Source organism: Candidatus Paceibacterota bacterium, from assembly GCA_041666915.1.
In the GTDB taxonomy this organism is placed as follows: domain Bacteria; phylum Patescibacteriota; class Minisyncoccia; order Phycocordibacterales; family PALSA-1337; genus C7867-002.
Genome location: JBAYFZ010000001.1, coordinates 99,940 through 118,899 on the forward strand (window position 1 = coordinate 99,940; position 18,960 = coordinate 118,899).

Sequence of the window (18,960 nt, forward strand, 5' to 3'; positions counted from 1 at the left end):
AATGGTTCACACTCTCAAAATAAAAAGCAAAGAGTATTTCATCTTTGCTTTCGTGTGAATTGATCTAGTTTTTTTAGATTGCTTCAATGGTACTTCCGTAGACATCAAAGCCTTTGCCTATTGTCAGAACCCCACTATTTCTTGTTTCGATCTTGAGCTCCCCATGATCGAGAATCAGGGTACCTGTAAGGTCTCCGGTCCAGTCGCCCTCATTTTCTACATGGAACGAGACTCTTTTTCCAATAAGCGATCTGTCTGTAAACCTAAAGATGCGCTTGGTCATCGGTTTGGCCACCGGTATTCTACGTTTTTTAGTTTTCATACATTTCTTAAGTCTGATTGCATTATGTACATTCACTACGACTAAGTCAATGGTAAGAGTTTTTTGATATCTTCTCTGCTATACTTTGATTATGATAGACATCCGTAAAAGAGTCATTGAAGTCCTGAGCAACACTCATCTTATGAGTTTAGGCACATCAGATAAAAATGGTGTTTGGGTTGCGGATGTCATCTTTGTATACGATGACGATTTGAATATTTATTGGTTATCAAGTCCAGATTGCAGACATTCAAAAGCTATAATGGAAAATGATAAAGTTTCTGGAACTATTACTCTCAGCACTAATAAAAAAGAGCCAAATCTCGGTATTCAATTTGAAGGAAAGGCAGAAAGATTGGAAGGTGTTAGAATTGATCTGATTGCTAAGCATTGGACAAAGAGAAGTCATAGAATTCCTGACATTTGCAAAGCTTTAGAAGTTTTAGATGGTGATTGTTGGTACAAATTGACGCCAACAATGATTGGGCTTATTGATGAAAAAAATTTTGGTTTTGATAGACAAGAGTTGAAAATAGTCTAAAAAATAACCATGAACATAACAATAATCTCCCCGGGAAAACCAAAAAATTATCTAGGTGAAGATGTTGTTTTGGAGTATACGTCACGCATTGCTCATTATTCTCCAATTGAATGGAAATTTATATCGCCATCGGATATGAAGGAAGAAGGTGAGAAAATGATGAAAATTATTCCTGACAATTCCTACGTAGTTTTACTTGATGAAAAAGGGAAGTCACTTGATTCTATAGGTTTCTCTGAATTTATAGGTAAGCGTCTGAATGAAAGTGTAAAAAACTTAGTTTTTATAATTGGTGGTGCCTACGGCATTGATGATAAGGTCAAAGAAAAAGCCAATTTTTCCATATCACTTTCGGCACTCGTTTTTCCACATGAACTTGCAAGGAGTATTTTATCGGAGCAGATATATAGAGGTTTTACGATACTCAAAGGTGAGAAATATCACCATAAGTAGGCGAGTAGCAATATTGAACTAACCCTTTTCTGTAAATTCAAACTTCATAAAATGTGACGGATTTTCCGTCACATTTTCATAAGTTGTTTAAGTAGAAAAGTGCTCTGGTTTAGGCTCGGGTTTTTCTTTTTGAAACATGATATTATTTAATAAAGTTTTAAATTTCTATTTAAATGAAGACAAATGATTTTAGTCCAATTCCTCGTGATTTCTCAGAGATTTTCTTGATTGTTGTTAACCTGTTACCTTTGTTTGGTGTATGGTTTTTGGGTTGGAATTTACCAGATGTATTTATTTTGTATTGGGCTGAGAGTGCTATTATAGGTTTCTTTTGGTTTTTTAAATTAATTTGTGCATTTATTTTAGATAAGACTAAGTTTAAACGGTTTCCTAAGTTATTTTTGTTTTTCTTATTTCTCTTAATACATTTTGGCGGTTTTATGTTCGGCCATTTGATTGCTATACTTTCCGGTTTGATATTTAAAGGCAAAGGAGTTGAACTTAGTGTGATGTTTATTTATTTTAAAGACACTATAATAACACTCTTAATACCGCTTGCACTTCTTTTTATAAGTCATGGAGTATCCTTTGTGCAAAATTTTATCTTGAGTCAAGAATATAAGGTGTGGATAGAAAGACAAGATAAAATTAAATCGATTCCTCCGTATGGCAGAATCATAATAATGCACATATCGGTATTTTTGATCGCGTTTTTAATGAACGCAGGTGAAGTATGGTTACCACTTTCATCGTTATTAATAATTTTTACAAAGATTTTTACGGATTTGAGAGCGCATAGAAAAGAACATCAAAAAGTAATACGACAAGGAACAATTTAATACAAAAAAAGACCGACCTGTAAGGATCGGTCAATTCGGAGCAGGGGGATCTAGTTTAGGCTTATCACAAACGTCCTGTTTCTGGGAATATTTGAGACGGATTTGTGCAGTATGACTCCGGCCGGAAGACATAATACACTTGGGATAATCGGGCCACTTAACTCGGAATTGACCAGCCTTCTGGTCAACTGTTTGATTTATATCAGAATATTTCTATCCTGACATCATCCTATTCTTCGCAAAACAATAGTCCCGCCTCGCTTTAGCGAAATCGGAATAACTGTAGAATAGAATTAAGCGGTCATTTCACCTGATGTTGGAGATTTCCCACGACACCTCTTTTGCACGTTTTGCATTCGCACAGGTAAGGGGTTTAGCCTGTTCTCTTTTTAAAGGAGAATCGAATAATCTTTGTTCAAAGAACCATCCTGCCAATGGTTAGTATATCTACGACTTATTTTTTGTCAATATTACCTCCAAGCTCCAATAATAGCCCCGCCAATAGTGAGAACCACCAAGTTGTTGATGGCATCTATGAGAACTAGAGTGAATGATTCTCTTTTCCAAAGAAGTCCAGAAAGTAAAGATGGAATGACAAAACCTAGCCAGACCAATAATCCCAAGAAGGCACCATCGGTGGAACTTCTAACACTGGCCATACTGATAAGAAAAGCCAAGACCGAGAAAGTGATGAGGGTAATGAAGAATTGAGCGATGTATGATTTCCAAACAGTTTTTGGATTTATAGTTTTCATATCGGTACCGGATAGGGCAACCCATTCTTTACCGAATAGTATAGGGGAGTACCAGAGTGAGCTTATGGCGAAACTTGCTAGAGAAGCGACTAATATTGGCAGATAATTTATAGGGTTCATGTTGGCTAATTTGCTATATTATTTAGTATGTTAGAATGGTAGCATAACTTTTTATAAAAATGAAAACAAATAAGGGTTCATCATCAGCTTTTATATTTATCATTGTAGGTATTATTGGCCTAGTCATTTTGACATATTACCTAGTATCAACAAAATCAGTACCAAGTTTTGATGATTATGTACAGCAAAATTCTAGTAAGCTCAGTACTATTTCAGTGGGAGCTCCAAATGGAACCATCAATACCTTTGTCGCTACAAGTTCAGATGATCAAGAACTGGGCTTAGGTGGACGCGATTCAATATCAAAACAAGAAGGTATGATTTTTGCATTTCCTGATTCTGCAAGTAGGGGATTTTGGATGCAAGATATGCTATTTCCGATTGATATAGTCTGGATTCGTGAAGACAAAACTGTCGCTAGTGTAACTTCCGGTATCGCAACTAGTACTTACCCAGATATTTTCTTTCCTACTGAACCAGTTATGTACGTACTAGAACTTAATGCTGGTTCTGCAAAAGATTTTGGTATCGCTACTGGAACTCCTCTTCAATTTGTGATCTAACTCACTATCCACAGTTTTTTTAAGTGAGACTTGGATGTACAATGATCTCAAGAATCAAAAAATAATTTCTTCGGTCGATACGAAAAAATTATTGTTAGTTGTCAAAAAAATTATTAGCAGAGGAAAAGGTTAATCCTTTTCTTTCGTCGTCCCCGGAAGATTGTGTAAATAACAAAATTCTAGGTCGCCGGAATAAGTACGCAGCCGCCTGCGCACCAATTATGCCCAAAAAGAAAAAAACAACCGCCAAAGGAGCGGTCAAGGCTCCTTCTGTCCCCACAATTATTAAAAGAGATGGTCGAATAGTGCCTTTTGATCTAGAAAAGATAGTTACTGCTACTTGGAAAGGTATGAATGCAGTCAATGAAGGTTCTTTGGAAGAAGCCAGAGTTGTCGCAAACCAAGTTTATGCTGAACTTATCCGCATCAAGAGGAAATTTAATAATTTCATTCCAACAGTTGAAGGTTGTCAGGATATAGTTGAGCAAGAACTCATGCGTGCTGACTATGTGAAGGCTGCAAAACATTACGTTTTGTATCGTGAAGAACGTGCAAGACTTCGTGCTGTAGGTTTTGAAGTTCCAGAACATGTTCGCAAGCTTGCTACCGATTCTCAAAAATATTTCCGTAATGCTTTGGGCGAATTTGTATACTATCGTTCGTATTCAAGATGGATTGAAGCTGAAAATCGCCGTGAGACTTGGATAGAAACAGTCAATCGTTACGTTGAATTTATGAAAGTCAATCTAGGTGACAAGCTCAAGGAAAGTGAATACAAAGAAGTTCGCGAGTCCATCCTCAATCAGCAAGCTATGCCATCAATGCGTTTACTTCAGTTCGCTGGTAAACCTGCTGCAACCACAAATGTCTGTGCTTACAACTGTTCTTTTATTGCTCCAGAATCATTCCAAGATTTGGCGGAGATTATGTACATTTCTATGTGTGGTACAGGAGCAGGTTGGTCAGTAGAGAGTACAAATGTAGAACGTTTTCCTCAGATTATGATGCAGACTGGAGAAAAATTACCTACACACGTTATTCCAGATAGTAAAGAAGGTTGGGCAGATTCTCTTGCTTTGGGTATGAAGACTTGGGCGTCTGGAAAAGATATAGAATTTGATTTTACACAACTACGACCAGAAGGTGCACGTCTCAAGACTATGGGTGGCAAATCATCTGGTCCGGCTCCTCTCATGAGACTTTTGGCTTTCTCACGTCAGATTATGTTTGCTCGTCAGGGACGCCGTCTACGCAACATAGACCTTCACGATATTATTTGTATGATCGGAGATTGCGTCGTTTCTGGAGGTGTACGAAGAAGTGCCATGATCTCTTTGTCAGATCTTGGTGATGAGCAGATTCGCGATGCAAAGAAAGGTGCTTTCTACATGACTCATCCTCATCGTATGCTCGCAAACAATTCTGCTGTTTATATGATCAAGCCAACCAACGAAGAATTTCTCAAAGAATGGATGGCACTTGTTGAGAGTCGTTCTGGAGAGCGTGGAATATTCAATCGTGGTTCATTGGCAAAGACTTTACCAGAACGTCGTATCAAAGTTCTCAAAGAATACAAAGGGTATTTTGATCAAACAGGTAATCACATCATCGGTCCTATCGGTACAAACCCTTGCGGAGAGATCATTCTACAATCAAAACAATTTTGTAATCTATCAGAGATTGTCGCTCGTGCCGAAGATACCGAAGCAACCCTCATAAAGAAAATGCGTATTGCAACGATTCTCGGTACTTACCAAGCATCTCTCACAAATTTCCAATATCTTTCAAAAGAATGGAAAGAACATTGTGAAAAAGAGCGTCTTTTGGGAGTCTCTATCACTGGTCAATGGGATTGTCCCGTTGTTCGCAAACCAGAAGTTATGCGCAAACTCAAGGCGGAGGCTATCAAGATTAACAAAGAATATTCAAAGCGTTTTGGTATCAACGAATCAACCGCTATTACTTGCGTTAAACCTTCAGGTACTTTGTCTCAGACCGTAGATTGTTCATCAGGTATGCACCCAAGACATTCAAAGTATTACATTCGCCGTATTCGTATTTCTGCCACTGACGCTCTATTCAAAATGCTTAGGGATCAGGGTGTACCACATTTTCCAGAAGTAGGACAATCTCCAGAGACAGCTACGACCTACGTATTAGAATTCCCAGTCAAAGCTCCAAGTGGTTCTATATTCCGCGACGATCAGTCAGGTATAGAGCAGTTGGAATATTGGAAGATGGTCAAGGAAAATTATACCGAACACAATCCTTCAGTTACTATTTCTGTTGGTAATGATGAATGGATCGCAGTTGCAAACTGGGTTTATGAAAATTGGGATATTTGCGGAGGTCTTTCATTCTTGCCTCGCGAAGATGCTGTTTACAAGCTTGCACCATATGAGTCTATTGATGAGAAGACTTACAAGGAATTGGCAAAGCGTATGGAACATGTGGATTATTCAAAGATCATTACTTATGAGAAGCAGAATGAGACGGATCTTAAAAAAGAACTAGCTTGCGCGTCGGGAGTTTGCGAAATTGTTTAAAACTTCCAAATTTGGCACATTTTGTCGTCGCTTCGTTCGTCTTAAAATTTCTAATTTTTAATTACTAATTTCTAAGAAATGTTTAAATGTCTTGGAATTAGTAATTGGAATTTGGTCATTATTTAGAAATTAAAAATTAGTAATTAGAAATTGGTCAACTTCACTGCTTCTATGAAAAAGAAGACATTAAAAAGTAAAAAATCTAATAAGAAGAACAAGGAGATTGTCGTCGCTGTCAGTGGTGGTTTTGACCCTGTACACATAGGACATGTTCGTATGTTCAATGAAGCCAAGAAGTTGGGACATAGACTTGTGGTCATTCTCAACAATGACAATTGGTTGAAGGCCAAGAAAGGTTATGCCTTCATGAGTCAACATGAGAGAAAAGAGATAATTGAAGCTTTTGAATCTGTTGATGAAGTAGTTATAACTTCGCACCCAGAAGATCCTGCTGACATGAGTGTTTGTGATGAACTTATAAACATCAAACCACACATTTTTGCCAATGGTGGTGACCGAACAAATAAGAATGTTCCAGAAATTCCTGTCTGCGAAGAAATCGGTTGTGATATGATCTATAACATCGGTGAAGGTGGCAAAGTCCAATCAAGTTCTTGGTTGGTAGGGAAGGTGAAGGGGAAGAAAAAGTAAAATTTTGTAAAAAAAGTAGTTCCGACATAAAATTTTTCTGTTGAATAGTTCCCAAAATATTTTTTTGGAGTAAAATTACGGGGTGAATAATATTGAATCAGTTAAAAAAGAGATTACTCTTCAAGCAATAGCAAATTCACTGGAGTTGATCACAAAGACTCTAGGTAATTTTGCTACCAAAAAGGATCTTACTGATTCTCAAGCGAATTTCATTACAAAGAAAGACCTGACTGATTCTCAGGTAAATTTCGCTACCAAGAAGGATCTTGAGGCTTTTGCTACAAAGAAAGACCTCGAAAGGTTTGCTACCAAGAAAGATCTTGAAACTTTCGCTACAAAGAAAGATCTTGAGAATTTTCCCACCAAGAAGGATTTGGCTGATTCTCTTGCAAATTTCGCTACCAAGAAAGATCTTGAAAGATTTGCTACAAAGAGTGATCTTGAAAGTCTTGCCGTCAAAACAGAAGCATCCTTTGCTCGTTTAGAGGATTTGATTGACGGTCTCGCTATCATGACAAAGACCGAACTTTTCAAAGTAGAACATAGGCTTTCTGATAGGATTGATGAATTGGATAAAAAAGTTGATCGCAACCATACGTATTCGGTCAATCAGTTAGATTATATAATGACGCATTACGCTAGGAGACAAGAGTATGTACATTTTGATGGTCGTCTGAAGAAGATTGAAAGAAAGGTCTTTGCATGATGGGGATATAATATTACTTACCCAGTTGTGTTGTATTGACAGATTGCACCATTAACTGTATATTATTATGGTAGCCCTTTGATATTGATAGATGAACTATAAAACAAAATAAACTCGTGTCCGAAAGGATACTAATAAAGAAAGGTAGCAACGATGAAAAAACCATCGGTTGTATCAGTTGGTGAAAATCAGATTATTGAGGCATGTGTGACTTTGGTTACTAAAGCTACTCGTAAAGCGACCAGAGTAGCGATTCGTGGACTTATTGAGAGAGGCGTTCTTAACCGACAGAACATTGAGTATGTCCGAGCGCGTGGTAACGAGGTGGTCGCCAGGATCACTGTTCTCGTGAAAGAAAGGTTTGCCGAAATCGCTGAGGATACCGTCGTCACAATCCAAAGTTGCCTCAAACGCATCTTTGAAGGAAAAAAGATTGTCATCGCCAAAACGAGCGGGAAGGAAAATCTCGCTAACGCCAAGGATGTCTTCACAGGTTGGGTTGATCCAAACTTCGTGAACTACGGTTGTGACGTGGAAGATAAACCGACCGTTGAGACACCGGTAGAAGTGTTTGAGATGGTGGAGGATGGCGACTTCGCACGAATATTTGGTGGTTTTAACGTCAACCTCGATCAGTTGTGTTTATCACAACACCAGATCAAGGAGTTTGTGAAGAATCACCGCGATAAACTCCGTACGGATGGTTATGCAACGTTCTTCCTGTTCAAAGTCGGCAAAAAGTTCTTCGTCGCGAACGTGTACTTCGATGACGCGGGGCGTCTCAAGGTCCGCGTGCACCGCTTCTCGCACGACTACGGCTGGGATGCCGCGAACCGTCATCGCGTCGTAGTCCCGCAACAGAAACTTGTAAGTTAGTTTTGAACCTTTGTCCGCCAGCTGGCGGACTCAGTCCCTCTGACTCTTGTCATTTATTTTGGCAAATCAGAGGGATTTTTTGTTGTTGGGATTACTCGTTGTCGGAATTGTATTTTAATTAGACCTATCAAATACTCATCTTGTCAAGCCTTTTGAGATATGCTAAACTATCTTTAGTTGTACCAGACAACCGCGTTTTGCTTGGCGAAAGCTAGGTAGGATGAGGAAAGTCCGAACACTGGTCTAGAGAAATCTAGACAGCAAGTAGCGGGTAATACCCGTCGGGTTAATAACCAGAGGTGCGAACAGAAACGCTGGATCCGAAAGGTGAAAGCTCCATCGCAAGGTGGATGAAGTTCATGGCAACATGAATATGCAACGGCTAAATCCTTACTTCAGTGCAAGGTCGTGTTTCTTGGCTAACTTGCGAAAGCGAGTAAGTTGAGGAAAGAACCGCTTGATCCCGCACGTAAGTGCGAGACTAGATAAATGGTTGTCACTGATATGTTTACATATCAGAACAGAATTCGGCTTATGGTATGACCAAAATGAAAAACTCGCCCTTACCGGGCGAGTTTTTCTTTGCAGAACATTGAAACTAGACATTGAAAAGTGGATTATCTGTGGATTAGTTGGTTTTATTTTTTATATTTCTGTTATAATGACAAGGTTATAAATAATGCATTACACATCTTATGAATAATGAAGCAGTTCCTCAACCTTCCAATCGATTGGAATCAATCGGTTTTTGGGTTTTCTTAGCAACTATAGTCTTGGCACCACTTGCTTTTTGGCCTAGCCCTTACATCTCGCTTGATTTGGTAAAGACTTTTGTCATAGCTTTTGGGACAATAATCTCTGCTATACTTTTTATCTTTATAGCTATAAAAGAGAGAAAATTGGTTTTACCACCAAAGAGTCTTACGCGAACAAGTGTTCTCGTTGTGGTGTCATTGATAGTATCTTCATTACTTAGTATTCAAGTAGCAAAGTCCTTATTTGGACAAGGTTTTGAAATTGGTAACGCTAGCTTCATTATACTTATGTTCTTGGCAGGTCTAACCGCTTTTACCATAATCTCACGTCAAAAAGATCGTGCCATAGTTCTTTATGTAGGAATAGTCGCTTCTTATATTGTTGTCTTTATATTCCAATTACTCCGAGCTATATTCGGTCCACAGTTTATGACTTTTGGAATTTTTAGTTCAGCTACCTCATCTATGGTAGGTACTTGGTATAACTTGGGTACGTTCTCTATGCTCGTAGTTATTCTCTCATTGTTAGCTTTGTCATTGTTAAAACTCTCTTTTAAGATGAAAGTAGTTTATTGGGTATTGTTGGTACTTTCAGCGTTTGGAACTTTGGTCAGTGCTGGTTTCAAGACATGGCAGATGATCGCCACGATCATCTTACTTGGGCTTTCAGTATTTCTTTCTTTTGAGAAGTGGAAATCGGTTAGGAAATCAACCGTTGAGAGTAAAACCAAATCATTTTTCAAATCTCTAGCATGGATACCTGTCGTTTTGTTTATCATATCTGCAATATTCACATGGCAGATCCCAGGGATAATACAACCAGCTGTTGCAAAATTAAGTGCAGGATATTCAGAATTAGTCCTACCATGGCAAATGACTCTTGATGTTAGTGCTTCTGCTATCCAAAATTATCCTCTATTCGGTGTCGGTCCAAATCACTTCAATCAAGCTTTCTTGGCTTACAAACCGACTCAGATCAATACCACCAATTTTTGGGGAGCCGAATTCCAAAACGGTTTTGGTTTGATACCTACATTTGTCGCTACTCAGGGTTTGGTCGGAACAATCCTATGGATACTCTTGTTTGTCTTCTTTGGGATCTTATCGGTACGTATATTGAAGAAATTACCAGAAGAATCAGATGAGCGTTTTATGGTACTTTCTTCGTTCACTATGTCAGTTTTCTTGTGGTTGATCGCTATTGTATCGGTACCATCACATACTATTCTCTTCTTTGCTTTTGCTTTGACAGGTATATTCTTTGCTGTGTCGGCAACTGCAGGATCTAAGTCTTATTTACCGGTGGTTGGTTCAAAGATGTACAAGATTTTCCCTTCAATCATGGCTGTCGTCGTACTTGTCTTGGTAGTCTGGGGTATTGTATATATGAAGAAAACTATTGCACTATCATATTTTGGTAGTGGAGTAAAAGAACTAACTGTGAGCGGTAACGCAGAAAAAGCCAATGCTTATTTTACAAAAGCAATAAAGTTTGATGAATCAGATATATATTGGAGAGCAAAAGTTGAGACAGCTTTAGCTTCTGCTCAAAAGTTGGCCGCTACGGTAAATTCAACGACTCCAGCTTCAACTACTCAGGCAGTGGTAGTACAGATAGGCAATGTTTTAAATCAAGGCTTGATTGATGCTAGAAAAGCTATAGCTTTTGATTCTACAAATTATTACAACTATCTATCCGAGGCTCGTATTTCTGAGGCCACTGCAGATATTCAAATAAAAAGTGGATATGAGAATGCTATCAAAGCCTACAATTCTGCTATAAATATGAATCCGTTCAACCCTTCTATTTATCTTTCTTTGGCAAGTTTTGAAGCAAGACAAAAGAAGTATGATGATTCTATTAGAGATTTGGGCAAAGCTCTTCAAGTAAAAAATAATTATCTGGATGCAATATTCTTGCTTTCACAGGTCTATGCCGCCAAGGGTGATATTGTCAACGCCGTTACAGCTGCCAAAGTTGCTGTTGAACTCAATCCTCAAAGCCCTCAACTTTTGTTCCAGCTCGGAATTTTGGATTACAATATCAAGGATTATGCTGGAGCGGTACAAGCACTTGATGGGGCAGTCAAAATTCAGAAAGATTATGCCAATGCCAAATATTTCCTAGGTTTATCTTATGCACGCTTAAACAATATTGTCGGCGCTGTCTCACAGTTTGAAGATCTAGCAAGAACAAATCCAGAAAATCAAGAAGTTGCTCTTATATTGGCCAATCTGAAAAATGGCAAGTCTATCTTTGCTGATGCAAAAGCTTCTGCTCCAGAAAAGAGAGCAAGCCTACCTATCAAAGAGAAGAGATAGTAATAAAGTGTGTTAGAATGGTTCTACTATGGTAAAGCGTTGGTTTTCTTTTATAGGACAAGAAATACGCGGCCTGCATGAGGCCGCTTATCTCTTGGCTATATTTGCAATGCTTTCACTTGTCCTCGCTCTTGTTCGTGACAAACTTTTGGCTTTCACTTTTGGTGCAGGACATTCTCTAGATGTATACTATGCCGCTTTTCGTATTCCAGATCTTATCTTTGCTACCATCGGTTCTCTGGTCTCAGCTTCAATACTCCTACCGTATTTTATAGATAGATTTGAATCATCAAAAGAAAAAGGTAAATCATTTTCAGATGGTATCTTCACCGTATTTTTTGGTGGAATGATAATTACTAGTGCGGTTATATTTTTTATAGCACCTTGGATTATTCCGAAAGTCCTACCTGGTTTTGCTAATGATCCATCTCTGCCAGACCTGATAGTTTCTATGAGAATAATGCTTTTGTCGCCTTTCTTCCTTGGTCTATCAAATCTGTTTTCTAGTCTTACTCAAATGCGTTATCGTTTTCTGGTTTATGCTTTGAGTCCAGTTGTCTACAATGCAGGTATTATCGTTGGCGTTATGTTTGGTTATCCTGTATTTGGTATTTCCGGTTTGGCAGTAGGTGTAGCTATAGGAGCATTTTTACACATGGGTATACAGGTTCCATTTATGATTCATGAGAGGTTGTTACCAGTATTTACTTTTAAAATCAATTGGTTGGATATAAAGAAAATAGTTACTACATCTCTACCAAGAACTATTACTTTATCAGCCAATCAGTTGGCATCGTTTATTTTAGTTTCTCTGGCATCTCTGATGGCTACTGGGTCTATATCAATATTTAGTTTTGCTTTCAATCTTCAATCAGTTCCACTGACTTTGATTGGTGCTAGTTATTCTTCAGCAGTTTTTCCTACACTTTCACGTTTGATTTTCAAGGGTAATATTGTTGAATTTAGATCAAAGATGATTGCTGCGGCGCAACATATTATTTTCTGGTCTATGCCGTTAACAGTTTTGTTCATAGTTCTACGTGCGCAGATAGTGAGAACAATATTAGGTGCAGGAAAGTTTGATTGGGCCGATACTAGGATGACAGCAGCAATGTTGGCAATATTTACATTTTCTACGATTGGTCAAAGCCTCGTAATTCTTTTTGTTCGTGCTTTTTATGCAGAAGGAAAGACTGCCAAACCACTTCTCATAAATATCGTCTCTGCTTCATTCATGGTCTTTTCTGGTTTTGTCTTGTATCGTCTTTATGATATTTTCCCAATCTTTAGATTCTTCATTGAAGATTTGCTCAAAGTCGGTGGTCAGACAGGTACAAGTGTTCTAGTCCTAGCTATAGCATTTAGTCTTGGTACTGTTTTGAATACCATTCTCCATTGGTGGACTTACGAACGCACTCACCCTGGTTTTACTAGACCAGTCTTCGCCACTTTGTTCCATAGTTTTGCCGCGTCAGTTATCATGGGTTATGTAGCTTTCCTTAGTCTGCGTCTCTTTGCTCTAGTATTTCCGTTGACAAAAGTTTGGGGACTATTTTTACAAGGATTCTGTGCCGGCATAATGGGGCTTATTGTCTTGGTACTTGTACTCAAAATCCTAAAGAATAAAGAGTTGGAAGACGTTATAACGACTCTTCATCGTAAGATTTGGAAGACTAATGTTCCTCCTGCAGAAGTGGAGCATATATAGTGTTAATATCTTTTATATAATATTTTTGCTATATTCAAAGAATGAATCAGACCTTTATACGCAATTTCTCCATAATAGCGCACATTGATCACGGTAAATCAACCTTGGCTGATAGAATGCTGGAAGTAACTGGTACTATTGAAAAGCGTAAAATGCAGGATCAGGTTCTGGATTCTATGGAATTGGAAAGGGAAAGAGGGATCACTATCAAGATGCAACCAGTTCGTATGAAATGGAAAGTTGATGGTCAGGAATATATCATGAACCTTATTGATACTCCTGGACATATAGATTTCTCTTATGAAGTGTCACGTTCTCTGAAGGCTGTAGAAGGCTCTATTCTCCTCGTTGACGCTACTCAAGGTGTTCAAGCACAGACATTAACCACTTTGAATATGGCTAGGGAAGCTGGGCTAAAGATTATCCCTGTTGTAAGTAAGATTGATTCACAATTGGCAAGGACAGACGAAGTTGTTACAGAGGTCTGTCAGCTTCTTGGTTGTGAAGTAAGTGAAGTCATAAAAGTCTCTGGTAGGACCGGTGAGAATGTTCCACATCTTTTGGATGAAGTCGTAAAGAGAGTTTCTCCACCAGGAGGTAATACTGGACATAATTCAGGTGAACATAGTGAATCTGTTCAATCTAATGTTTTTTGTTCTCTAGTTTTTGATTTTCAATATTCCAATCATACGGGTGTTATAGTTTTCGTCCGTGTTATCAGTGGTTCAGTTAGTAGACGTGAACGCTTGGTTTTCAAAGTCGCTGGAAGGGAATTTGACGCTATAGAAGTTGGTATTTTTGCCCCAGCTAATACTCCTACGGAGACTTTGGGGGCTGGAGAGATAGGTTATATCGTCACTGGCATCAAAGAGCCCGGTATCGCTTCTGTTGGAGATACTGTCGCTTCTGTCCGCGATACCTTGCCACCTTTGTCTGGTTATCAGAGTCCTCATCCAGTAGTTTGGGCTTCTCTGTATCCAGAAAGTCAGGACGATCTTTCTTTGCTACGTCAGGCTCTCGGTCGTCTACAATTGTCTGATTCGGCTTTTACGTATGAAGAAGAGGTTTCTGGAACTTTGGGCAAAGGCTATCGTTGTGGTTTCCTAGGAATGTTGCATTTGGAAATAGTAACCGAACGTTTGCGCCGTGAATTTAAATTGGAACTGGTCGTCACTCAACCAAGTATTACTTATAATATTGAACTTAAAAATGGTAAAAAGTTAACCGTGTATTCACCAGCTCTTTTTCCAGAAGATCATGAAGTTAAAGAGATTTCAGAACCTATTGTGACAATGAAGATTATCACACCTCCTCTGTACTTGAATGGTTTGATGAAATCTTTGTACGATCATGAAGCCGAAGTTATCTCTACGGAAAATTTTGGAGATAATAGGACGATGGTTATTTTGGAAATGCCACTTCGAGAACTCATGCGCAATTTCTTTGATGAGATCAAGAGTATTTCTTCCGGTTACGCTTCTATTTCTTATGATATAACTGCCGAACGTTCGGCTGATGTTGTACGTCTGGATGTTTTGGTTGCTGATGAGCCAGTCATCGCTTTCACTAGAGTAGTCTCACGTCGTCGTGCAGAGATGGAAGCTATAACGATGGTTGATAAGTTGAAAGAGATTATGCCAAGAGAATTGTTTACTTACAAGATCCAAGCCAAAGCACTTGGTCGCATCATTTCTTCATGTTCTGTCTCCGGTAAGAAAAAAGATGCTGCGGGCACGCTCTCTGGTGGAGATATAACGAGAAAGATGAAGCTTCGTGAGAAACAAAAAGAAGGACGTAAGCGCCTCAAGGAACATGGTTCCGTCATCATTCCTCAAGAAGTTTTTGTGAAGATAATGAGGAGTGGGGAGTAATGGGGGTGGTGGTGGATGAGGTTTTTGAAGATTGGTGGATGGTGGAGATTTTATAATTTCTCATAAGTTAAGGGTTGATTATGGTTTAGGTGAGTTTTTTCGTCTTGTGGCGTTTTACGGAGACGGAGAAGGTTGCGACATTTGTTTCTGTTGTCGGTCTAATTGGCGAATTCATTGATTTTGCAGATGTTGTGGACGTAGGACATGCTCACACACCTCTTTTTTGTTACATTAAAAATGTGACGGATTTTTCGTCACTTTTCTGATGTTTAAAATTTGTGCGCAGGCGTGGCAGTGTCATTTTTATTACATCAGAAAAACGTCGAACTTTTCGACGTTTTTGATGAAGTTGTGATTTGTGAAGGTATCGGATGTTTAAGTGTTCTTGTTTTGATTGTGACCCTCCCCCCTAGGGGGGAGGGGGGACTGTGTTCGTACTTATCTAATCAATACCCCGGGGTATCAAAATGAAATTCAATATTCAACAATAGAAAAGGCCCATCATTAAAAGTGAATTTTTACACTTAAATAAATATAGTAAATACTTATCTCCAAACTGGGAAATAGAGTAGGATCATACTCACAATAACGAGAGCTCCCACTACCATAAAGCCAACACTTACGGCCTTTTTTGTTTTTTCATGAAATAAAAGCATGAATCTAGTATACTGTGAGATATGAAATACGGCAACCAATCAATCTGGAAGAAGCTCATATCGTCCCCGATAACCCTCCTCGGTTTCCTTATCCTATTTTTCTTCTTATTCAGAGCTGCTTGGAGTGTCCACGAGAAAGCCGTCTTGAGTGAACTTAAACTTAAAACTGCTCAGATAGAATTAAATAAACTAGAGGCACATCAGAGAGACTTATCAAACCAGATTGGTTATCTTTCTACTGAGCAGGGTATTGAAGCAGAGTTGCGCACAAAGTATAGGGCAGTCAAAGAAGGTGAGTTGGTCGCTGTTATCGTTGATAACAATCAAAACGTTGCAAACATTTCTGCTGTGACAGCGACAACAACTGCAACTACTACCGAATCCAATGGTTGGGGTAGGAGATTATTGCGAATGTTTGGTCTTTGAGAATAAGCGGGTATGGTTTAGTGGTAGAATGCGACCTTCCCAAGGTTGAGACGCGAGTTCGATTCTCGCTACCCGCACAACGACACGTTTTTTATTTTCATGACATATTGAAATATTTTTTGTAGGTGAGAAAATATCATCTATGAAAAATGATTTTAATAAATGGAATGAAATAAAAAAACAGATAGAAACTGACACGTGTAAATCAGAGTATTTTCCGCAGGTTGGCGAAGTATGGATGTCTACAGTTGGTAGGAATATTGGCTATGAGCAAAATGGCAGCGGCGAGAACTTCTCTCGTCCGGTACTTGTTGTTAAGAAATTCAACAATAAGATGTTTTGGTCAGTACCACTCTCTACGAAACAGAAAAGTTTAGATTTCTATTACAATTTTGTCGATCCACAAAGTAATAAGGTTTCTGCAATCTTAGCTCAGATGAGGCTTGTGAGCGTGAAAAGATTAAACAGAAAGTTATATGACATGTCACCTATAGGTCTACAAAAAGTGAAAGCAGGATTGCGGGATTTTCTGGTATAAATCGAAACCCCGCCGTTAAGCGGGGTTTCTCGGAGCCTTTCGGCACTTTGTACAATACAGTATACAGGTATTTAGCTTAGAGTCAATTTACAGGATAGTTGCTCAACAGAGTCATAATACGACATATATTTGACGAAATAGTCAAAGTGTTGACAAATACACTGCACTATGTTATACTTGTATCAGAAGGTTAAGAACATTGAGAACGGCTAAGTCTAGCTCCAAAAAGGTAAAAATTTGCCTTTTAAGAGCTAGATTTAACCAACAACAAACAACGAAAGGTTGAGTATGAATAAAACTGAACTGTTTAATGTAGCAATGGTTGTAGCGGCACAAGCGACCAAGGCAGATCCATCACTTCAGTTCTATGTGGAGTCCCCGGATGGTGGATTCCTTCTCGTTAGCTCGAATGGGTGTTGCGGCCCTTTTAAGGACGCTCAGGATGATGAGACACGGAAGTTCTATCTCCTGGAAATCAAAGGTCTATCCAATCCCAGGAAGGTATAGTGGTCTGTCCACTCGGTCGAAAGCAACCGGAGCATAGGCTCGAAACTTTCATGGATTTTCCCCGCGGTCAGCAATGATCGCGGGTTTCTGTTTTATTAACCAAACTAAACCAAAACAACCCCTTTCGGGATTGTTTTGACAGAAAAGGGCCTCTGTGAGGTCCATTATATTTTCTTACTATTTTGACTTCAAGATTTCCTTGATCCTAGACTCATCGAACCCTACGACTACTTCTCCTCCGATATCAATGACTGGTACGCCCATTTGTCCGGTTTTGTCGATCATTTCCTTGCGCTTGGCAAGATCTGTTGCGACGTTATGTTCGGTAAAAGGCATAGAGTTGGCTGAGAAAAAATTCTTGGCCAATCCGCAATACACGCAAGTTGGTGTTGAATATATTGTTATGTTCTTCATTTTATTTTTTAATAGGTGCTTATAAATTATGCGTTTCGCTGGAACGCATAGGCGTTTGTTATTTTGTCATTAATATAATAGCATAACGTGTTATAATCTAGCAACATATATGCCATATGCACATGTATTTTCGGCTTTCGTTGGTCATATAGAGACCTTTATTTCGCAAGGTGGATATTTTTTCCTTTTCATTTTTACTATATTGGAAGGTATTCCACTGTTTGGTATGGTTATTCCTGGTCATATTGCCATCATCGCTTCAGGTTTCTTGGCAAAAATCGGCACCTTGGATTTGTTATGGGTTCTAGTTATTTCTGGAGCGGGAGCAATCATCGGTGATTATATAGGATTTTATTTTGGTAGGAAGTATGGTATGGCTTTTATAGAAAAATTTCGTCCGTATTTTTTTATTACAGATGCGCATATAGAAAAAGCTCAAACTCTTTTGAATAAACATACCGGTAAAGCTTTGATTATGGGTAGATTTACACCAGCTACTCGTTCACTCATGCCATTTTTGGTTGGTGCTTCCCATACTCCGGCTGGACGTTTTTGGTTTTTCAATATTATCGGTGGGATAACATGGGTTACTACCTCTGTAATGCTTGGATATGTATTCGGTACCGCTTATCATGCTGTTGCAGGGTATATGGGCAAAGTTTTGGTCGTTGCTATATTAGTTTCTCTCATAACTATTTGGGGTTATAGATTTGTAAATTCTCGTTTTCATATTTTTAGACGTTATGAATTGTTTACTCTTATTTTGAATGTCTTGTCGTTGGGATCTCTGGCTATTATCATAGATAAGTTGTCTGATGAGACATTTAAATTAAATTTTGATGTTTGGATAAGTGTTTTTATGGATAAATTCAATCATCTTCATCCTTACTTTACAACTTTGGCTGATTGGATTTCTAATATAGGTAGTACGGCTGTGACGGCTGGTTTGGGGATTATTATCGGGGTGTACTTCCTCTTCAAAAAGAAATGGCGTTCTGGAACTATTATGCTTTTAGCTGTAGGATCTACGGGAATAGTCACCGGTCTCATGAAAGAATTTTTCCTGAGTGAAAGACCTGTGAATGCTCTCCATGCCATAGTCAATGATCCGAGTTTCCCTAGTGGTCACTCTTCTCTGGCAGCGGCTTTCTTTGTAATTTTGGCATATCTCTTGGCACCAAAGATAGAATCTTGGATTAAAAGGGAATTTATGATAGTTGTTTGTGTTCTGGCAGTTATTTTGATAGGTGTTAGTCGTCTAGTCTTGAATGTTCACTGGTTTTCTGACGTTGTTGCTGGTTGGTCTTTGGGAATATTTATGGCAACAGCCTCAATACTTTTTGTTAGATATGTAGGAGCGCTTGTTATAAAGAAATAATTAATCATGTGTG

General features: G+C 38.7%; 18 protein-coding genes, 1 tRNA gene and 1 other RNA gene. 17 read left to right on the forward strand and 3 right to left on the reverse strand.

The genetic code is table 11. The features are described 5' to 3' along the window. Positions 1-73: 73 nt before the first annotated feature. A complete protein-coding gene (locus WCS89_00530; protein MFA6553979.1) occupies positions 74-322 on the reverse strand; it encodes a hypothetical protein in 249 nt (82 codons plus the stop codon). Between the two features lie 91 nt (positions 323-413). Here WCS89_00530 and WCS89_00535 point away from each other — a divergent pair, with 91 nt between their 5' ends. The 3 genes from WCS89_00535 (at position 414) to WCS89_00545 (ending at position 2,155) form a co-directional block, all read left to right on the forward strand. Beyond that, positions 414-863, forward strand: a complete 450-nt coding sequence (locus tag WCS89_00535) for a pyridoxamine 5'-phosphate oxidase family protein (protein MFA6553980.1) — start codon at positions 414-416, stop codon at positions 861-863. Positions 864-872: 9 nt separating this feature from the next. Further along, positions 873-1,316 carry a 23S rRNA (pseudouridine(1915)-N(3))-methyltransferase RlmH gene (locus tag WCS89_00540; protein ID MFA6553981.1) on the forward strand — a complete coding sequence of 148 codons (444 nt, stop codon included), beginning with the start codon at positions 873-875 and terminating at the stop codon, positions 1,314-1,316. Positions 1,317-1,489: 173 nt separating this feature from the next. Then, positions 1,490-2,155: a DUF6498-containing protein gene (locus tag WCS89_00545; GenBank protein MFA6553982.1), complete on the forward strand. Its 666-nt coding sequence runs from the start codon at positions 1,490-1,492 to the stop codon at positions 2,153-2,155. A gap of 470 nt (positions 2,156-2,625) precedes the next feature. On the opposite strand, the gene WCS89_00550 is transcribed toward WCS89_00545, so the two are convergent. Further along, the gene (locus WCS89_00550) at positions 2,626-3,030 is read right to left on the reverse strand and encodes a DUF1761 domain-containing protein (protein ID MFA6553983.1); all 405 of its coding nucleotides are present in this window, start codon (positions 3,028-3,030) and stop codon (positions 2,626-2,628) included. Positions 3,031-3,089: 59 nt separating this feature from the next. Between WCS89_00550 and WCS89_00555 the strand changes: the two genes are divergently transcribed. The 13 genes from WCS89_00555 (at position 3,090) to WCS89_00615 (ending at position 17,155) form a co-directional block, all read left to right on the forward strand. Further along, on the forward strand, positions 3,090-3,593 hold the full coding sequence (locus WCS89_00555) for a DUF192 domain-containing protein (protein MFA6553984.1): 504 nt from the start codon (positions 3,090-3,092) through the stop codon (positions 3,591-3,593). Positions 3,594-3,814: 221 nt separating this feature from the next. Then, a complete protein-coding gene (locus WCS89_00560) occupies positions 3,815-6,139 on the forward strand; it encodes an ATP cone domain-containing protein (protein ID MFA6553985.1) in 2,325 nt (774 codons plus the stop codon). Between the two features lie 171 nt (positions 6,140-6,310). Next, complete coding sequence (locus tag WCS89_00565) at positions 6,311-6,790, forward strand: adenylyltransferase/cytidyltransferase family protein (protein MFA6553986.1); 480 nt, start codon at positions 6,311-6,313, stop codon at positions 6,788-6,790. An 82-nt stretch (positions 6,791-6,872) separates the two neighbouring features. Beyond that, entirely contained in the window at positions 6,873-7,496 is a 624-nt protein-coding gene (locus WCS89_00570) for a hypothetical protein (protein MFA6553987.1), read from the forward strand. 153 nt (positions 7,497-7,649) lie between these two features. Continuing rightward, complete coding sequence (locus WCS89_00575; GenBank protein MFA6553988.1) at positions 7,650-8,372, forward strand: hypothetical protein; 723 nt, start codon at positions 7,650-7,652, stop codon at positions 8,370-8,372. Between the two features lie 174 nt (positions 8,373-8,546). Continuing rightward, an RNA gene (gene rnpB, locus WCS89_00580) (RNase P RNA component class A) lies at positions 8,547-8,922 on the forward strand. Positions 8,923-9,067: 145 nt separating this feature from the next. Then, positions 9,068-11,449 (forward strand): tetratricopeptide repeat protein, encoded by a 2,382-nt coding sequence (locus tag WCS89_00585; GenBank protein ID MFA6553989.1) that lies wholly within the window; start codon positions 9,068-9,070, stop codon positions 11,447-11,449. A 28-nt stretch (positions 11,450-11,477) separates the two neighbouring features. Continuing rightward, positions 11,478-13,157: a lipid II flippase MurJ gene (locus WCS89_00590; protein MFA6553990.1), complete on the forward strand. Its 1,680-nt coding sequence runs from the start codon at positions 11,478-11,480 to the stop codon at positions 13,155-13,157. A gap of 41 nt (positions 13,158-13,198) precedes the next feature. Continuing rightward, positions 13,199-15,028: a translation elongation factor 4 gene (lepA, locus tag WCS89_00595; protein ID MFA6553991.1), complete on the forward strand. Its 1,830-nt coding sequence runs from the start codon at positions 13,199-13,201 to the stop codon at positions 15,026-15,028. Positions 15,029-15,705: 677 nt separating this feature from the next. After that, positions 15,706-16,110: a hypothetical protein gene (locus WCS89_00600; protein ID MFA6553992.1), complete on the forward strand. Its 405-nt coding sequence runs from the start codon at positions 15,706-15,708 to the stop codon at positions 16,108-16,110. A 6-nt stretch (positions 16,111-16,116) separates the two neighbouring features. Further along, positions 16,117-16,187: transfer RNA gene (locus tag WCS89_00605), tRNA-Gly, on the forward strand. 65 nt (positions 16,188-16,252) lie between these two features. Beyond that, entirely contained in the window at positions 16,253-16,648 is a 396-nt protein-coding gene (locus tag WCS89_00610; protein ID MFA6553993.1) for a type II toxin-antitoxin system PemK/MazF family toxin, read from the forward strand. A 288-nt stretch (positions 16,649-16,936) separates the two neighbouring features. After that, positions 16,937-17,155 carry a hypothetical protein gene (locus WCS89_00615; protein MFA6553994.1) on the forward strand — a complete coding sequence of 73 codons (219 nt, stop codon included), beginning with the start codon at positions 16,937-16,939 and terminating at the stop codon, positions 17,153-17,155. Between the two features lie 177 nt (positions 17,156-17,332). Here WCS89_00615 and WCS89_00620 read toward each other — a convergent pair whose 3' ends face one another. Next, the gene (locus WCS89_00620; protein MFA6553995.1) at positions 17,333-17,569 is read right to left on the reverse strand and encodes a glutaredoxin family protein; all 237 of its coding nucleotides are present in this window, start codon (positions 17,567-17,569) and stop codon (positions 17,333-17,335) included. Positions 17,570-17,678: 109 nt separating this feature from the next. On the opposite strand from WCS89_00620, the gene WCS89_00625 reads away from it, so the two are divergent. Then, positions 17,679-18,947, forward strand: coding sequence for a bifunctional DedA family/phosphatase PAP2 family protein (locus WCS89_00625; protein MFA6553996.1), 1,269 nt, complete (start codon positions 17,679-17,681; stop codon positions 18,945-18,947). Positions 18,948-18,960: the final 13 nt, after the last annotated feature.